The sequence below is a fragment of the Microvirga sp. M2 genome (genome assembly GCF_047497095.1).
Taxonomy (GTDB): Bacteria; Pseudomonadota; Alphaproteobacteria; order Rhizobiales; family Beijerinckiaceae; genus Microvirga.
Genome location: NZ_CP134063.1, coordinates 1,556,385 through 1,572,505, shown reverse-complemented (window position 1 = coordinate 1,572,505; position 16,121 = coordinate 1,556,385). Strand labels below are relative to the sequence as shown.

The window sequence follows — 16,121 nt, the reverse complement described above, 5'->3', positions numbered from 1 at the left end:
GAATAAGCTTGCGCATTTGGGCAGCTCTCGGTTCAAAAGTTGCGCAGGACGCTAGCCGATCCCATTCTTTCGGTCAAGCGGTGTACAATAGCCCCGCCAGGCTTAGCTTTTCCGCTGCCCGTCCTAGTTTAGTCGTATGACGATGACCGATACGATCTCATCCACCGGCATGCCCATGCAGAACCAGCGGCTCACCGCCCGTGCCCTGCTGTTGGGGGACCGCCTCGATGTGGCCGGACTGGAGCGCAGCGACGTGCTCTCCGCCACGCCCCTCGCCTTCCGGGCCGGCCAGGACGGCTTCGTGGCCCTGTTCCGCTACGGCGTGGCCGTTCTCGTCGGCCTGACCCCGCTCGAGGAGGACGAGGTCATCCGTGGCCTGCGGCAGCGCATCCAGGGCGAGTTCTCGCGCCACGAGGAGGAGACCGCCATCATCGAGATCTCCCCCGACCGGGACGACCAGATCCCGCCCGGCGGGCCGATCTACCTCAAGAAGCTGTCCACGGAGCGGCTCATCGTCATCGCCGATGCCCTCTCCAAGAGCGCCACCCTGGCCCGTGACGAACGGGAGGCGACCGCCGCGTTCGAGCTGATGGAGCCTTCTGTCCAGCACGTCGCGGCGAATGGCCGCCGGCCGAGCGACCGCCGCAAGATCCTGAAACAGGTCGGCCAGGCCCTGCTCGTCCGCCAGCGCATGTCCGGCCGCGTGGCCGTGGAGGAGAAGCCCGACGTGCTGTGGGACCGGCCCGACCTCGAGCGCCTCTATGCGCGTCTCGAGGACGAGTACGAGCTGAAGGAGCGCGCCGCCGCGCTCCACCGCAAGCTCGATGTGCTGGGGGATACCGCGCAGGCGCTGACCGACATCATCGACACGGAGCGCTCGCTCCGCCTCGAACTGATCATCGTCCTCCTGATCCTCTTCGAGATCTTCATCACCTTCTATCAGATGTATACGGGCGCCCCGTCGCATTGAACGCGGCCATGACGGCGGCGAAACCCTCGTCCGGCGCCGCCCATCGCCAGTCCGGCAGCTGGTGTCGGAACCAGGTGAACTGGCGCTTGGCGTAGCGGCGCGTGTCGCCCTGTCCCCGGGCAACGGCCTCGTCGAGGGGGATCTCGCCCCGCAGATGGGCCAGGAGGCCCGGAACGCCATGGGCCCGCATGGCGGGAAGCATGGGATCGAGGTTGCGCGCGCCCAGGGCCCGGACCTCTTCGAGAGCGCCCTGCTCCATCATGGCGAGGAACCGCCGGTCGATGCGCCGGCGCAGCTCCTCGCGCTCCGGCGCCAGGAAGAGCTTGACGACGGGCACGCCGTCAAGGGGACCCGGCTGACGCGCCCCATGGAAGGAGACGAGAGGCCGGCCCGTGGCCGCGAAGATCTCCAGGGCGCGCTGCACCCGCAGCCGGTCGGAGGGGCGCAAGGTCCGCGCCGTTTCGGGATCGCGCTCGGCGAGGAGGCGATGCAGCTCGGGCGTTTCCAGCCCCTCGCTTTCCCGCCGCACCTCGTCCCGGACGGCTTCTGGAACCGGAGGAATGTCGGACAGCCCTTCGGTCAGGGCCTTGAAGTAGAGCCCTGTCCCGCCCACGAAGATCGGCAGCGTGTGCCCCCGGACATCCCGGAGAACGCCGACGGCATCGGCCACATAGCGCCCGACGGAGAAGTTCACGGCGGCATCCACGTGACCGTAGAGGCGGTGCGGCGCCTCGGCCTCCTCCTCCGGCGCCGGACGGGCCGTGATCGCCCGCAGGTCGCGATAGACCTGCATGGAATCGGCGTTGATCACCACGCCGCCGAGGGCCTGCGCCAGTTTGATGCCCAAAGCGGACTTGCCTGATGCGGTCGGTCCTGCAATGAGAACCGCTCCGATCTCCCCGTCACTCACCGGTCCGGTCTCCCCATGGCGTCTTCTCAAGTCCCCCTCGTCGCGACCCTGGTCGCCAATCCCGCCAAGCCCGTCGTCACCGACGACCTCGTGGCGGAAGCGGCAGGCGCGCTGGGACATGAGGCCGAACGCACCGTCCTGGCAAGGGGAATCGCGGCGGACCTGATCGTCCCCTCCTCGGCCGAGCCCGGAACCGTCGAAGCCTCCTTACGCAAGGCGCTCGAAGGTCAGCCCGTCGACATCGTCGTGCAGCCCCTCGCCACCCGCCGCAAGCGGCTGTTCCTGGCGGACATGGACTCGACCATGATCGGGCAGGAATGCATCGACGAACTGGCCGATTATGTGGGGCTCAAAGCGGAGGTATCGGAGATCACCGAGCGCGCCATGCGCGGCGAGATCGCCTTCGAGCCTGCCCTGCGCGAGCGGGTCGCCCTTTTGAAGAACCTGCCGGTCGGCGTGGTGGACGAGATCATCGAGAAGCGCATCACCCTGACCCCCGGCGGCCCGTCGCTCGTTCGGACCATCCGGGCGAACGGCGGCTATGCCTGCCTGGTCTCCGGGGGCTTCACCCTTTTCACCGGGCCCATCGGCTCGAAGATCGGCTTCAACGAGGACCGTTCCAATCATCTGATCCTCGACGGCGAAAAGCTCGCCGGTCTCGTCGAGGAGCCGATCCTCGGCCGCGAGGCGAAACTCGCGACCCTCGTCGAACTGCGTTCCCGCCTCAACCTCGCGCATCACGAGACGATGGCGGTCGGCGACGGCGCCAACGACCTCGCCATGCTGGGAGAAGCGGGCCTCGGCATCGCCTACCGCGCGAAGCCCGCGGTGGCCGCCGCCGCCCATGCCCGGATCGATCATGCGGATCTGACGGCGCTGCTTTATGCGCAGGGCTACCGCGCCGAGGAGATCGTTGCGGCATCCGCCTGACGCCGCAACGGAGCGGTCCATTCCTGAACGACGGCGGGCGCCTCAAACGCCCTGAGCCTGAACCTGCAGACGCCCGACGATCTCCGCGACCACGGCGGGATCCGCCACGGTGGTGGTGTCGCCGTGGTTCTCGAAGTCGCCCGCCGCGATGCGCGTGAGAATGCGCCGCAGGATCTTGCCCGACCGGTTTTTCGGCAGCTGCGCAGCCCACTCGATCCGATCCGGCGTGGCGATGGGACCGATCCGGGTGCGCACGACCTGGATCAGCTCGCGCTGCAGTTCCTCGCTCTCGGCAATGCCTTCCTTCAGGGTCACGAAGGCGAAGATGCCCTGGCCCTTGATCTCGTGCGGGACGCCCACGACGGCGGCCTCCGCCACCGACGGATGCGAGGCCAGGGCCGCCTCGACCTCCACCGTCCCGAGCCGATGGCCGGACACGTTGATGACGTCGTCCAGGCGCCCCGTGATCCAGTAGTCGCCATCCGCGTCGCGGCGCGCGCCGTCGCCCGTGAAATAATACCCGGGATAGGCGCTGAAATAGGTCTTCAGAAAACGCTCCCGGTCGCCCAGGATCGTGCGCGCCTGACTCGGCCAGGAATCGGCGAAGCACAGACTGCCGGCTCCCTCGCCGTCGACGATCGCGCCGTCGCTGCCGATGAGCGCGGGGCGCACGCCGAAGAACGGCTTGGTCGCCGAGCCGGGCTTCAGGGCCGTCGCGCCCGGCAGCGGGCACAGGAGAACCGCGCCCGTCTCCGTCTGCCAGTAGGTGTCGACGATCGGGCAGCGGCCGCCTCCGATCACGTCGCGATACCAGAGCCACGCCTCGGGATTGATGGGCTCTCCCACGGAGCCCATGATCTTCAGCGACGACAGATCGTGCTTGCGCGCGGGCCCCTCGCCCTCGCGCATCAGCGAGCGGATGGCCGTCGGCGCGGTGTAGAAGATGTTGACCTTGTACCGCTCGACGATCTGCCACCACCGCGACGCGTCGGGCCATGTGGGCACGCCCTCGAACAGCACGATGGTGGCGCCGTTGGCGAGCGGACCGTAGATCAGATAGGTGTGCGCCGTCACCCAGCCCACATCCGCCGTGCAGAAATGGATGTCGCCGGGATGGTAGTCGAACATGGCCCGGAAGCTCGCGGCCGCGTGGACGAGATAGCCGCCCGTCGTGTGGAGCATGCCCTTCGGCTTGCCCGTGGACCCGGACGTGTAGAGCACGAAGAGAGGATCCTCCGCGCCGATCTCGACCGGCGGGCAAACCTCCGGCACGTCGGCCAGAGCCTCGTCGTACCAGCGGTCGCGCCCGGCCGTCATCGGGACCTCGCGCCCCGTGCGGCGAACCACCAGCACATGCTCGACGAAGGGGAGCTTCTCCAGGGCCGCATCCGCATTCTTCTTCAAGGGCACGTGTTTGCCGCCGCGCATGCCCTCGTCGGCGGTGATCAGAACCCGCGACCGGCAATCCTCGATGCGTCCCGCGAGCGCCTCCGACGAGAAGCCGCTGAACACCACGGAATGAACCGCGCCGATGCGCGCGCAGGCGAGCATCGCGGCAATCGATTGATGAACGACGGGCAGATAGACGCTGACGAAATCGCCTTTCTTCACGCCGAGCTTGGTCAGCGCATTGGCAAGCCGGGACACCTCGCGATGGAGTTCGCCCCAGGTGATCCGCTTCGTCTCGCCGGGCGTATCGCCCTCCCACAGGATCGCCGCGTCGTTCGGACGGGCCTCGGCATGACGGTCAAGGCAGTTATAGGATGCGTTCAGGCGCCCGTCGGCGAACCATTCGATGGTGACGTCCTCGGGCGAGTAGCGGGTGGACTTGACCTGCGTGAACGGCTTCATCCAGTCGAGGATCTGTGCCTGCTCGCGCCAGAAGCCCTCCGGATCGTCGATGGATTGCCGGTAGAGCCGCTCATAGCTTTCCGCATCGACATGGGCGGAGGCCTGAAGGCTGGCCGGGACGGGAAAAACGTTCTGGGTCATCGGAATTCGTCGCTGAATCCACGAGCCGTGGCGGAGGCCCGCGGTGTTGGATGGTAGGCCCAGATGCCTCCAACAAGGACGCTATGTCAACCAAAACGTTCTTTATTAAGAACAAGCCATTCAAAGAAAAGGCGGCCGAAGCCGCCTTTTCAGGAAACGCCCGATGATTACTCGATCGACAGGGCCACGAAGCGCACTTCACCCTGCGCGTTGGACACCAGGAGAAGGGCGGATTTCCGTCCCTGCCCCTTGAGATCGTCGATCTTCTTGGTCACATCCGCCGGGCTCGTCACGGGCTCCTGATTGACCTCCACGATCACCTCGCCGGCCTGGATCCGCTTGTCGGACGCCGAAGAGTTGGGGTCGACCTTGGTGATCACGACGCCCTTCAGGTCGTCCTTCAGGCTGTAGCGGCGGCGCAAGTCGTCGGTCATGCCGGACATGCTCAGGCCGAGCGCCTGACGGGTGACGGCCGGGGCATCGCCGGAAGGCTGCTGCAGGCTCGCCTGCTTCTCGCCGTCCTCGAGGCGGCCCAGGGTCACCTTCTTGGTCATCTCCTGGCCCTTGCGGACGATCGCCACGTCGACCTCCTTGCCCACGGGCGTGGACGCCACGATCCGCGGCAGGTCGCGGGAATCCTTCACGTCCCTGCCGTCGAACTTGACGATCACGTCGCCGACATCGAGCCCGGCGGGCTTGGCGGGGCCTTTCTCGTCGACGCCCGCGATCAGAGCCCCGCGGGCGCTCCCGAGGCTCAAGGCTTCCGCCGTGGCATCGTCCACGTTCTGGATGCGCACGCCGAGCCATCCCCGGCGGGTTTCGCCGAACTGGCGCAGCTGCTCGATCACCGGCGCGGCCGTCGAGGCGGGAACCGCGAAACCGATGCCGACCGAGCCGCCGGTGGGCGAGAGAATGGCCGTGTTGATGCCGATGACCTCGCCGTTCATGTTGAACAGCGGACCGCCGGAATTGCCTTTGTTGATGGCCGCGTCGGTCTGGATGTAGTTGTCATAGGGGCCGGACTCGATGTTGCGGCCGCGGGCCGACACGATGCCCGCCGTCACGGAGCCGCCGAGACCGAACGGATTGCCGATGGCCATGACCCAGTCGCCGGGGCGAAGGGCGTCCGAATCCCCGAACTTCACGGCCTTGAGAGGCTTGTCGGACTTCACGCGCAGCACCGCGAGATCGACCTTCGAATCCTTGCCCACGATCTCCGCCTTGAGGCGGGTGCCGTCGGAGAAGATGACGCTGATGTCGTTGGCGTCGCCGATGACGTGGTTGTTGGTGACCACGATGCCCGACGGGTCGATCACGAAGCCGGAGCCCAGGGAGTTGGAGCTGCGCGGACGCGGCGGCGTATTCTCGCCGTTGCCCTGGCCGCGCCGGTTGAAGAACTCCTCGAAGAGATCCTCGAACGGGGTTCCGGGCGGCAGCTGCGGCAGGGTGCGGTTGCGGGCTTCGACGGTGGTCGAGGCCGAGATGTTGACCACGGCCCCGGTGACCTCGTCGGCCAGGTCCGCGAAGGATTCCGGAGCCGAGCGGGCATAGGACGGAATCGGCATCGCCACGGCGACGAACGTCATGACCGCGAAGAAGGATGCGGCCAGACGGCGCAGGGGGCGCCCGGACGGCGCCTTGGCGTATTGTCCGGACAGGTGGGGCCGGCTTTCGCCGGCGCGGCCCGCCGGATCCGCTCCGACGATGCATCCGTGATCGGGCGAGAGCATCGGATTTGCCCCGAAAGTGGAATCCACTTCCGGGTCCCGCGCTTTTGCAGAGAACGCCAGCGCTTTCGTGGCTTGAGACATCGAGAACCCTCTCTTGGAGAATGGCATAATAGATTGTCGTTCCAGCCCGTCATTCAAGCTGCGAATGCGGCAGAAGCTGGGCCCTGGCGCATCGGGCGGAAAAGTGGACCCGGTTTTCCGCTCCGAACGATGCGCTCGTCCAGGAGGGAGCATCGGGCGGACCCGGCGGCCCTCCCCGGCGGGACGTGGATCTGGTTTTCCGCCTCCCAGGATGCGCTATTCCGACGCGCACTTCCAGAGCGGGGGCATCGAATTGATCCCGGCAGCGGATTCCACGGATGGGTCCGATGCTGTCGGTCGATGGTCTTGAGCATCTTTTCCCGCAGAACCGGTTCCCGCTTTTGCGCTCGATGCTCACCTTGCCTGAGCATCTTTCCACGCAGAACCGGTTCCCGCTTTTGCGCTCGATGCTCTAGGCCGAGCCGAACCATCGCACCAGCCAGATGATGCCGAGACCGATGAAGGCAGAAACGATGCCGACGAGCCGCATCCGTTCGCTCGGGCTATGCGCGGCTTCATACATGGCGCGCCGCATGCCGTCAGGGAAGGCCGCAAACAAAATGCCCTCGACCGCGAGAGCGAGGCCGAGGGCTGCAATCAAGTCCAACATCAGCTCTCACTGTGCGGGAGCCGGCTGGGGAGCCGGGGTTGAGGAAGCGCCACCATTGTGCCCGGTGGGCCCGTTGAAGTAGCGGAAGAACTCCGAGTCGGGGCTCAGAACCAGGCGGGTCCCGGTCCCCTTCATGCTTGCCTCGTAGGCCTGCATGGAGCGATAGAAGCTGAAGAACTCGGGATCCTGGCCGAAGGCCTCGGCCAGGATGCGGTTGCGGTCGGCATCGCCCTGACCGCGCAGCTCCTCGGCTTTCTGGTTCGCTTCGGCGCGAATGACCGTCGCGTCGCGCTCTGCCCGGGCCCGGATGGTCTGCGCCTGCTGGTTGCCGTTCGCCCGAAGGTCTGCCGCCTCGCGCTCGCGCTCGGTGCGCATGCGCTGGTAAACCGCCTGGCTGTTGGCGTTGGGCAGATCGACGCGGGTGAGCCGTACGTCGATCATCTCGATGCCGAGGCTGGCGGCCTGCCGGTTCACGTCGCCCTGGATGCGCTCCATCAGCTGCGGACGCTCGGTCCGCACGATGGCGTCGCGCGAGGCGCTGGCCAGGATGTTGCGCATGGCCGAGTTGGTGAAGCTCTGCAGGCGCTGATTGGCAAGGGAGATGGTGCCGACAGCCTGGTAGAAGCGCAGCGGGTCGATGATGCGATAGCGCGTGAAGGCGTCGACCTCGAGGTTCTGCCGGTCGGCCGAGAGAAGGGTCTGCACCGGCAGATCGAGATCGAGAACCCGCTTCTCGAAATAGGTCACGTTGTCGACCAGCGGCATCTTGAACTTCAGGCCCGGCTCCGAGATCGCGGATTGCACCGCACCGAAGCGCAGCACCAGCGCATACTGCGTCTGCTGGACGATGAAGGTCGCGCTGTAGAGGACGATCGCCGCTATGGCCAGGAGGATCAGAAGACCTGTGCGAAGGACGGAGTTATTCATCGCGTGGCCCCCTGATTGTTGCCCTGAGTGCCTGCGGCGTTGCTCTGGGATTGTGGCATCTGATTGAGCGGCAGGAAAGGCACGACCCCCTGCCCCTTTTGATCGACGATGATCTTGTCCGCACCGCCGAAGACGCGCTCCATGGTCTCGAGGAAGATGCGCTCGCGGCTCACGTCGGGAGCCTTGCGGTATTCCTCGTAAACCTGACGGAAACGCGCGGCCTGACCGGTAGCGTCCGCCACGGACTGCTCACGGTACGCTTCGGCCTGCTGGACCGTGCGGGACGCATCGCCGCGCGCCTCGGGAACGATTCGGCTGGCATAGGCGGACGCCTCGTTCTGCACGCGCACGGCGTCCTGCTGGGCGGCGTTCACGTCGTAGAAGGCCTGCTGGACGTCGGCCGGCGGACGGGCCGCCTGAAGCTGCACCACGTTGATGAGCACGCCCGCACCATAGGCATCGAGCGCCCGCTGCATGATCTGGCGGACTTCCTGGGCGATGTTCGCCTGCTCGGTGGTGAGAATGGCCTGGATGTTGCGGCGGCCGATCACCTCGCGCATGGCGCTTTCGGCCACGGACTTGATGGTGCCGTCGGGGTTCTGCAGGTTGAAGACATAGTCCTGCGGACGCGCAGGATTGATCTGCCAGACCGCATCGAAATCGATATCGACGATGTTCTCGTCGCCGGTCAGCATCAGGCTTTCCTCGATCACGTCGCGGGCGCGTCCCTGGCCCGTGGCCGTGGAGCGATAGCCGACTTCGACCCGCTGCTGCGCCGTCACGTTGGGCTTGATCACCCGGCCGATCGGATAGGGATAATTGTACCGCAGGCCCTCGCCGCTGGTGCTGCTGTATTTCCCGAAGACCATGTTGATGCCGACCTCGTTGGGCCGCACCGTATAGAACCCGGTCAGAAGCCAGATGGCGATGACGGCCAGGACGAGAAGGATCAGTCCCTTGCCGCCCATGGAGCCGCCGGGGATGAAATCCCTGAGACGGTCCTGGCTGCGGCGCAGGATGTCCTCCAGGTCGGGGGGATTGCCATTGCCCTGCGATCCGCCGGAACCCCATGGGCTCTTGCCGCCGCCTGATCCGCCACGCTGCCCCCAGGGGCCACCGCCGCCGCTTTGGTTACTCCAAGGCATAGGATGCCATTCCTCACTCTGACAAGACCGGCCTGGAAAGCCGAAGGGAAACTATTAGACGGTTTTTGGGTTTAGCCTCTTCCGCCTGTCAAGCCTGCGAATTGGGGTTTCAAAAGGCGTTCGTCAACCTGAATGCCGGTCAGCGACGCCTCTGGAAGTCAATAAAGGTAAACGGGTGCTCGTCATCCGGGCTTTTCGGGTGGGAAATCCGGGCCACTTCACGAAAGCGTGTTCGATCGACGGGCGGGAAGAACGCGTCTCCCTCCGGAGCCGTCGCGACCTCTGTCAGGTAAATCGTCTCCACATGCGGCAGGGCCATCCTGTAGATCTCGGCCCCGCCGACCACCGCAACGGCATCGGCTCCCATTTCTCCGGCGAGCCCCTCCCCCTTCGCGACGGCCTCGTCCCAGCTGTGGGCGATGTGGACTCCGGATGCGGCAAAGCCGCCGTCGCGTGTCAGAACGATGGTCTCCCGGCCCGGCAGAGGCTTGCCGATGGACTGGTAGGTCTTGCGGCCCATGATCATGGGCTTGCCCATCGTGAGCTCGCGAAAGCGCTTGAGATCGGTTCTGAGGCGCCAGAGAAGCTGGTTGTCGCGCCCGATCGCGCCGTTTTTGGCAACGGCGACCACAAGGATGAGCGGAATCGTCATTCTGCCGCCGCCAGTCTCGTCAGCGCGTCGCCGGTGACGCGCTGCACGGTCCATTCATCCATCGGAACCGCCCCGATGGCCCGGTAGACCTTCAACGCGGGCTCGTTCCAGTCCAGCACCCACCATTCGAGCCGCGCCAGGCCCTCCGTCACGCAGCGGCGGGCGAGGTGCTTGAGCAGGGCCTTGCCGATCCCCTTGGACCGGAACTCGGGCCGCACTAAGAGATCCTCGAGGTAAATGCCGTGGCGGCCCCGAAAGGTGGAAAAATTGTAGAACCACAGGGCGAAGCCCGCGGGGCGGCTCTCCCACTCGGCGATATCCGCGAAGGCGCGCGGATTGGGCCCGAAGAGCGCCTGCGCGATATCGGCCTCGGTGGCGTCGACCTCATGGGCGAGACGCTCGTATTCGGCGAGGTCGCGAATGAAGGAGAAGACGAGCGCCGTGTCGCGCTCTTCGGCTTTGCGGATCGTAAGAGTCATGGGTCCGTACTGAAGCGAAAAACGATCGTGAATTCAATCCGCCTCGTCCTCGGCCTCGACGCGGCGCGGCGAACCCCATTCCGTCAGAACGGCGTTCATGTCGTCGAGCACGAAGAAACGGGCGCTTTCCACGTCGTAACCCTCATCGAGAAGATTGTCGTAATCCGTCAGGCGATGGCGGATATAGGACGTGATCGAAAGCCAGGCCGCGGTTTCGGGCGATGCCGTGTGGAGGCCCCGGCTGCCGAGGGCGTGATCGGTCACGGACTCGAACTCGTGCTTCGGGATCCGCGGAGCCAGAACCCGGACGGCGCTTTGGATGGCCTCGCGCCTGTTCATGAAAATCAGACCGCAACGGGTGCCTTGATGGCGGGATGCGGGTCGTAGCCCTCGATGGCGATGTCGTCGAAGGTGAAGTCGAACAGGGACCGCACGGTGGGGTTGAGCCGCAGCTTCGGCAGGGCGCGCGGCTCGCGCGAGAGCTGCAGGCGCGCCTGCTCCAGATGGTTCAGGTAGAGATGCGCATCGCCGAAGGAATGCACGAAATCGCCCGGCTGAAGCCCGGTGGCCTGCGCCATCATGTGGGTCAGGAGCGCATAGGACGCGATGTTGAACGGCACGCCGAGGAAAACATCCGCCGAGCGCTGATAGAGCTGGCAGGAGAGCCGCCCTTCCGCGACATAGAACTGGAACAGGCAGTGGCAGGGCGCGAGCGCCATCCTGTCGAGATCCGCCGGGTTCCAGGCCGAGACGATCAGGCGGCGCGAATCGGGATTGCGGCGAATTTCGTCGAGCACCCACCGGATCTGATCGACCGTGCCGCCGTCGGGCTTCGCCCAGGAACGCCATTGTTTGCCGTAGACGGGACCGAGATCGCCGTTCTCGTCCGCCCATTCGTCCCAGATGGTGACGCCGTTCTCCCGCAGGTAGCGGATGTTGGTGTCGCCCTTCAGGAACCAGAGCAGTTCGTGGACGATCGAGCGCAGGTGCAGCTTCTTCGTCGTGACGAGCGGGAACCCTTGGCTCAGATCGAACCGCATCTGGTGCCCGAAGACGGAAATCGTCCCGGTTCCGGTCCTGTCGTCCTTGCGGACGCCCTCGTCCATGATGCGGCGCAGAAGATCGTGATAGACGTGCATGGGTCGCTCCTGCCGCCATCATAGGGTAGGAAGCGCCCGGCTCCGAGTCATGAGTTCTCGTTTTGTGTGAATCACTCGGTTCGGGAGGCGCGCGGAGCCGGCGCGGCGCTGCATGCCTGCAACACTCCTCGACGTGTCATTTCAAGCCCATCCCCGCTCTTTCAAATTCGATCCGTCCTCCCTATATTGGAGATGCCGGTCGCGAGACCGGCTATGGCGATAAACGGCTATCGGAATAAACCCATCGGACCCGGGGGCGGTACCCGGCGCCTCCACCCAAACCCAGGCAAAGCTTGCCAAATCCAGGCAAAGCTTGGGTTTCGGCGGGGGCGAAATAGGATCGACGAGGGCATAAAGGGTAGGCTTTTGCTCGGCATGGTTCCACCGATATCGGGCCGATTCTATAGTTGCCAACGACAACTATGCTCCGGTTGCAGTGGCTGCGTAAGCGGTCCCTAAAGCCGACTCAAAGCCCTGGCGGGTAGCACCGTCAGGCGGGGTCCGGAGGCACCTGGCAACAGAAGCCTCCACTTTTATTTCTCAGTAGGAACCGCGTATGGCCGGCAAAGACCTGATCCGCTACGATCTTCTGGTGCAGGACGCGCTGAAGGGCGTCGTGCGCAAAGTGCTGATCGATGCCGGCAAGGATGGCCTTCCTGGCGAGCACCACTTCTACATCTCCTTCCAGACGGATTTTCCAGGCGTCCGGCTCTCGAACCGGCTACGCGAAAAATATCCTCAGGAGATGACGATCGTCCTCCAGCACCAGTTCTGGGATCTGAACGTCACCGAGCACACCTTCGAAGTGGGTCTCTCCTTCTCCGGCATTCCCGAGAGGCTGCTCATCCCCTTCGATGCGCTCACCGGCTTCTTCGATCCGTCCGTCCAGTTCGGCCTCAAGTTCGACGGTCAGGACGACGAGGAGGACGAGATCGCCGAAGCCCCGCCGGCGCCGCAGCCGATTCGCGGATCCGAGCCTGTGGAGTTGAAGCAGCCCCGCAAGTCCGCGCCCGCCGCGGACAAGAAGGCCGCTCCCGAGACGGCCCCGGCCAAGGCCGAGCAGCCCCCGGGCGAAGCGGCTCCCGCCGCGAAGCCCGAGGCCGCCGATGCCGCAGCCTCCGGCACCGCCGAAGTCGTGAGCCTCGACGCCTTCCGCAAGAAGAACTGATCCTCCGCCGCCCCCCTCCGCCTGACATCCCCGCGCCGGGGTATCCCATAAACGCCGCCGATCAGATCGAGCGGTGCGTCAGGCGCATGGGCAGGCCGCCATGCGGCCTGAGCGTGATGCGGTGCAGCGGCGTGACCTGGTGCCCCTCCCTCAAATCGAGGCGCACCGCCCTCACGACGGTGGCGAGAACGATCACGGCTTCCTGCAGCGCGAAGGTCGCCCCGATGCAGACCCGGGGGCCCGCCCCGAAGGGCAGATAGGCGAAACGGTCGATCCCGGCCTTCTCGTCGGGCAGGAAACGCTCGGGCCGGAACGCGTCGGGCTCGTCCCAGAGGGTGCGGTGGCGGTGCAGCACGTAAGGGGCGATCGTCACGACCGTCCCGGCGGCAATCGTGAGATCCCCGATCCGGTCGTCCTCGATGGCCGCGCGACTGAGGAACGGCGCCGGCGGATAGAGGCGCATCGCTTCGTCGAGCACGGCGCGCGTATAGATGAGCCTGTCCAGGTGCCGGGGCTCGATCGGCCCTTTGCCTAGGACCGCATCCACCTCCTCTTCGATCCGGCGGCGGACGCGCTCGTCCTGCGAAATCAGATAGATCGACCAGGACAGGGCGTTGGCGGTGGTCTCATGGCCCGCGCCGATGAAGGTCACGATGTTGGCACCCACCTCCAGGTCGCTGAGCCCCTTGCCGGTTTCCGGGTCGGCGGCCTCGAGAAGCAGGGTCAGGAGATCGCGCGGGGCGGACTCGCCCCGTCGCAGAAGGGCCTTCCGGGTCTGGATCAGCTCGTTCACGAGTTCCTCGAAGAAGCGGATGGCGGGCCGGGCCCGCCAGCGCCCGATGCGCGGCACCCAGTCCGGCAGGCCGAAGATGTCCACGGGATCGATGCGGCCCAGCCCCTCGAAGTAACGGGTGATGGCACGCCCGAGGGCATCCGGGTCCCGCGCCACGCCTTTCGAGAAGATCGTCCGCTCCAGCACGTCGAGGGTCACGCGGGTCATTTCGAGGGAGATGTCGACCTCCCGGCCCTCCGGCCGCCGCCGCCAGCGGCGCACGAGGCGCTCCGCCGATTCGACCATGGCCGGGAAAAATCCCGCTACGATACGCGGCGGGAACAGGGGAGCGATGGTGCGGCGCTGAAGCTTCCACTCCTCGCCCTCGGCCGTCAGCAGGCCCCGGCCCAGGCCCGGCGCCAGAACCCGCAGCTGCAGATCGTCCTTCCGGTAATTGGCGGCATTGTCGACGAGGACATGGCGGATGACCTCGGGATCGTTCACCACGGTGATCCGCCCCAGCGCTCCGCTGCCCGAGATGATCCGCTCCTCGAAATGGCGCGCGGTCCATGTCGTCAGCGGATTCCGGCGCAGGGCCAGGAGAAACGAGAGCAGCCCCGGCGCCTCCTGGAGCGGTTCGGGCGCCGGTGGGCGGAAAAGAGGGGCGTCGAGCGCGTCGGTCATCGGAATATGCAAGCCCTGTATGTGCGTTCACTGTTGCGAGAGCGTCAGTTTGAGATAAGAACACCCAACTCCATCGAAAGAGGTCAGGATGTCGCCCGCAACCCGCATCGAAACAGATACCTTCGGCCCCATCGAAGTTCCCGCCGACAAGCTCTGGGGCGCTCAGACGCAGCGCTCCCTCCAGAACTTCCGGATCGGCACGGACCGGATGCCCGTCCCGCTCGTCCACGCGCTGGCCATCGTGAAGCAGGCCGCGGCCCTGGTGAACAAGGACCTCGGCAAGCTGGAGCCCCGCATCGCCGACGCCATCGCGTCGGCCGCCGCGGACGTGGTGCAGGGCAAGTACGACGACGAATTCCCGCTCGTGGTCTATCAGACGGGTTCGGGCACCCAATCCAACATGAACATGAACGAGGTGCTCTCGAACCTCGCCATCGAGCGCCTCGGCGGCGAACGCGGCAGCAAGAAGCCGGTTCACCCCAACGATCACGTGAATATGGGCCAGTCGTCGAACGACTCGTTCCCGACCGCCATGCACATCGCCGTGGCGCGCGAGATCCACGACCGTCTCGTGCCTGCCCTCAAGCATCTTCTCAAGGCCCTCGAGGCCAAGTCGGAAGCCTTCAAGGATCTCGTGAAGATCGGCCGCACGCATCTCCAGGACGCGACGCCGGTCACGCTCGGCCAGGAATTCTCCGGCTATGCGGCGCAGGTGCGCCTCGGCATCGCCCGCATCGAGCAGACGCTGCCCGGCATCTATGCCCTGGCCCAGGGCGGCACCGCCGTCGGCACGGGCCTCAACGCCCATCCCGAATTCGCGGACCGCTTCGCCGCCAAGGTGGTGGAGCTGACCGCCCTGCCCTTCACCTCGGCCGCCAACAAGTTCGAGGCTCTCGCCGCCCACGACGCCCTGATCTACACCCACGGCGCCCTGGCGAGCCTCTCCGCCGGCCTGTTCAAGATCGCCAACGACATCCGTCTCATGGGCTCCGGCCCGCGCTCGGGCATCGGCGAGATTTCGCTGCCCGAGAACGAGCCCGGCTCGTCGATCATGCCCGGCAAGGTCAACCCGACCCAGGCCGAGGCCATGACGATGCTGTGCTGCCAGGTGGCCGGCAACCAGACCACCGTCACCTTCGCGGGCAGCCAGGGCCATTTCGAGCTCAACGTGTTCAAGCCGGTGATGGTGAACGTCGTGCTGCAGTCGATCCGCCTGCTCGCCGACGGCGCGATCAGCTTCACCGACAACTGCGTCGTCGGTATCGAGCCCAATGAGGACCGCCTCAAGGAGCTGATGGGGCGCTCCCTCATGCTCGTGACCGCGCTGGCTCCGACCATCGGGTACGACAAGGCCGCCGCCATCGCCAAGTCCGCGCACAAGAACGGCACGACCCTGAAGGAAGAGGCGCTCAAGGCCGGGGTCTCGTCGGAGGACTTCGAGGCCGTCGTCCGTCCCGAGACGATGCTTCAGCCGGGCGAATAGGATACAATCGCGCCATGGCTGAGATCATCAATCTGCGCCAGGCGCGCAAGCAGAAGGCGCGGGCCGAGAAAGAGGCCCGCGCCGAACAGAACCGGATTGCGTTCGGCCGCACCAGGGCCGAGAGGGAACTGACCAGGGCCGAGCGCGAATTGGCCGAGCGCCGGATCGATTCCCACAAGCGCGACGAGCCCGAGACGCCCTGAATGGCCGCGGGCATCGTCAAGCGCTCCGTCTCGATCGCGGGTCACAGGACCAGCATCTCTCTCGAAGAACCGTTCTGGCAGATCCTGCGGGAGATCGCCGAGCGCGAGACACTCTCCGTCCAGGCCCTGATCGGGCGTATCGACGCCGAGCGGGGAGAGCAGAACCTCTCGTCGGCCATTCGCGTGTTCGTGGTGATGGATCTGCGCGACCGCTGACCCGCTCCTCGCCCGGGCAAGAGACTCTAC

18 protein-coding genes and 1 other RNA gene are annotated in these 16,121 nt (G+C 65.9%); 8 read left to right on the top strand and 11 right to left on the bottom strand.

The genetic code is table 11. The annotated features are described in order from the left end of the window. Positions 1-142 precede the first annotated feature (142 nt). A complete protein-coding gene (locus tag RE429_RS07460; RefSeq protein ID WP_414473683.1) occupies positions 143-970 on the top strand; it encodes an RMD1 family protein in 828 nt (275 codons plus the stop codon). Here the strand turns inward: RE429_RS07460 and miaA are convergent. Further along, positions 930-1,880, bottom strand: a complete 951-nt coding sequence (gene miaA, locus RE429_RS07455; RefSeq protein ID WP_414473682.1) for a tRNA (adenosine(37)-N6)-dimethylallyltransferase MiaA — start codon at positions 1,878-1,880, stop codon at positions 930-932. The genes RE429_RS07460 and miaA overlap by 41 nt on opposite strands. A gap of 15 nt (positions 1,881-1,895) precedes the next feature. On the opposite strand from miaA, the gene serB reads away from it, so the two are divergent. After that, complete coding sequence (gene serB / locus RE429_RS07450; protein ID WP_414473681.1) at positions 1,896-2,810, top strand: phosphoserine phosphatase SerB; 915 nt, start codon at positions 1,896-1,898, stop codon at positions 2,808-2,810. Positions 2,811-2,852: 42 nt separating this feature from the next. On the opposite strand, the gene acs is transcribed toward serB, so the two are convergent. Both acs and RE429_RS07440 read right to left on the bottom strand, forming a co-directional pair. Next, positions 2,853-4,802 carry an acetate--CoA ligase gene (gene acs, locus RE429_RS07445; protein ID WP_414473680.1) on the bottom strand — a complete coding sequence of 650 codons (1,950 nt, stop codon included), beginning with the start codon at positions 4,800-4,802 and terminating at the stop codon, positions 2,853-2,855. A gap of 167 nt (positions 4,803-4,969) precedes the next feature. Then, positions 4,970-6,613 (bottom strand): DegQ family serine endoprotease, encoded by a 1,644-nt coding sequence (locus RE429_RS07440; protein WP_414473679.1) that lies wholly within the window; start codon positions 6,611-6,613, stop codon positions 4,970-4,972. A gap of 287 nt (positions 6,614-6,900) precedes the next feature. Here RE429_RS07440 and RE429_RS07435 point away from each other — a divergent pair, with 287 nt between their 5' ends. Then, positions 6,901-7,029, top strand: coding sequence for a hypothetical protein (locus RE429_RS07435; protein WP_414473678.1), 129 nt, complete (start codon positions 6,901-6,903; stop codon positions 7,027-7,029). Here the strand turns inward: RE429_RS07435 and RE429_RS07430 are convergent. From RE429_RS07430 to RE429_RS07400, 7 genes are all read right to left on the bottom strand, one after another. Next, complete coding sequence (locus tag RE429_RS07430) at positions 7,026-7,223, bottom strand: DUF2065 domain-containing protein (RefSeq protein WP_414473677.1); 198 nt, start codon at positions 7,221-7,223, stop codon at positions 7,026-7,028. The two genes, RE429_RS07435 and RE429_RS07430, sit on opposite strands and share 4 nt — an antisense overlap. A gap of 6 nt (positions 7,224-7,229) precedes the next feature. Next, positions 7,230-8,150 (bottom strand): protease modulator HflC, encoded by a 921-nt coding sequence (hflC, locus tag RE429_RS07425; RefSeq protein ID WP_414473676.1) that lies wholly within the window; start codon positions 8,148-8,150, stop codon positions 7,230-7,232. Further along, positions 8,147-9,295: an FtsH protease activity modulator HflK gene (hflK, locus tag RE429_RS07420; RefSeq protein ID WP_414473675.1), complete on the bottom strand. Its 1,149-nt coding sequence runs from the start codon at positions 9,293-9,295 to the stop codon at positions 8,147-8,149. Before hflK ends, hflC begins: the two co-directional genes overlap by 4 nt. 139 nt (positions 9,296-9,434) lie before the next feature. Further along, positions 9,435-9,947: a dihydrofolate reductase gene (locus RE429_RS07415; protein WP_414473674.1), complete on the bottom strand. Its 513-nt coding sequence runs from the start codon at positions 9,945-9,947 to the stop codon at positions 9,435-9,437. After that, positions 9,944-10,426 (bottom strand): N-acetyltransferase family protein, encoded by a 483-nt coding sequence (locus tag RE429_RS07410; protein ID WP_414473673.1) that lies wholly within the window; start codon positions 10,424-10,426, stop codon positions 9,944-9,946. Before RE429_RS07410 ends, RE429_RS07415 begins: the two co-directional genes overlap by 4 nt. A 33-nt stretch (positions 10,427-10,459) precedes the next feature. After that, positions 10,460-10,765, bottom strand: coding sequence for a DUF2293 domain-containing protein (locus RE429_RS07405; RefSeq protein ID WP_414473672.1), 306 nt, complete (start codon positions 10,763-10,765; stop codon positions 10,460-10,462). 5 nt (positions 10,766-10,770) lie between these two features. Next, positions 10,771-11,565 (bottom strand): thymidylate synthase, encoded by a 795-nt coding sequence (locus tag RE429_RS07400; protein WP_414473671.1) that lies wholly within the window; start codon positions 11,563-11,565, stop codon positions 10,771-10,773. A gap of 155 nt (positions 11,566-11,720) precedes the next feature. Between RE429_RS07400 and ssrA the strand changes: the two genes are divergently transcribed. Next, positions 11,721-12,097: a transfer-messenger RNA gene (gene ssrA, locus RE429_RS07395) on the top strand. 24 nt (positions 12,098-12,121) lie between these two features. Beyond that, positions 12,122-12,733 carry an SspB family protein gene (locus RE429_RS07390; protein ID WP_414473670.1) on the top strand — a complete coding sequence of 204 codons (612 nt, stop codon included), beginning with the start codon at positions 12,122-12,124 and terminating at the stop codon, positions 12,731-12,733. A 61-nt stretch (positions 12,734-12,794) separates the two neighbouring features. Here the strand turns inward: RE429_RS07390 and RE429_RS07385 are convergent, their stop codons facing one another. Then, positions 12,795-14,189 (bottom strand): cytochrome P450, encoded by a 1,395-nt coding sequence (locus RE429_RS07385; protein ID WP_414473669.1) that lies wholly within the window; start codon positions 14,187-14,189, stop codon positions 12,795-12,797. Between the two features lie 88 nt (positions 14,190-14,277). On the opposite strand from RE429_RS07385, the gene fumC reads away from it, so the two are divergent. From fumC to RE429_RS07370, 3 genes are read left to right on the top strand one after another with little or no spacing between them, the layout of a single operon-like run. After that, positions 14,278-15,672: a class II fumarate hydratase gene (fumC, locus tag RE429_RS07380; protein WP_414473668.1), complete on the top strand. Its 1,395-nt coding sequence runs from the start codon at positions 14,278-14,280 to the stop codon at positions 15,670-15,672. A 14-nt stretch (positions 15,673-15,686) separates the two neighbouring features. Further along, on the top strand, positions 15,687-15,875 hold the full coding sequence (locus tag RE429_RS07375; protein ID WP_414473667.1) for a DUF4169 family protein: 189 nt from the start codon (positions 15,687-15,689) through the stop codon (positions 15,873-15,875). After that, positions 15,876-16,091 carry a ribbon-helix-helix domain-containing protein gene (locus RE429_RS07370; protein ID WP_414473666.1) on the top strand — a complete coding sequence of 72 codons (216 nt, stop codon included), beginning with the start codon at positions 15,876-15,878 and terminating at the stop codon, positions 16,089-16,091. It begins immediately after the preceding gene. Positions 16,092-16,121 lie beyond the last annotated feature (30 nt).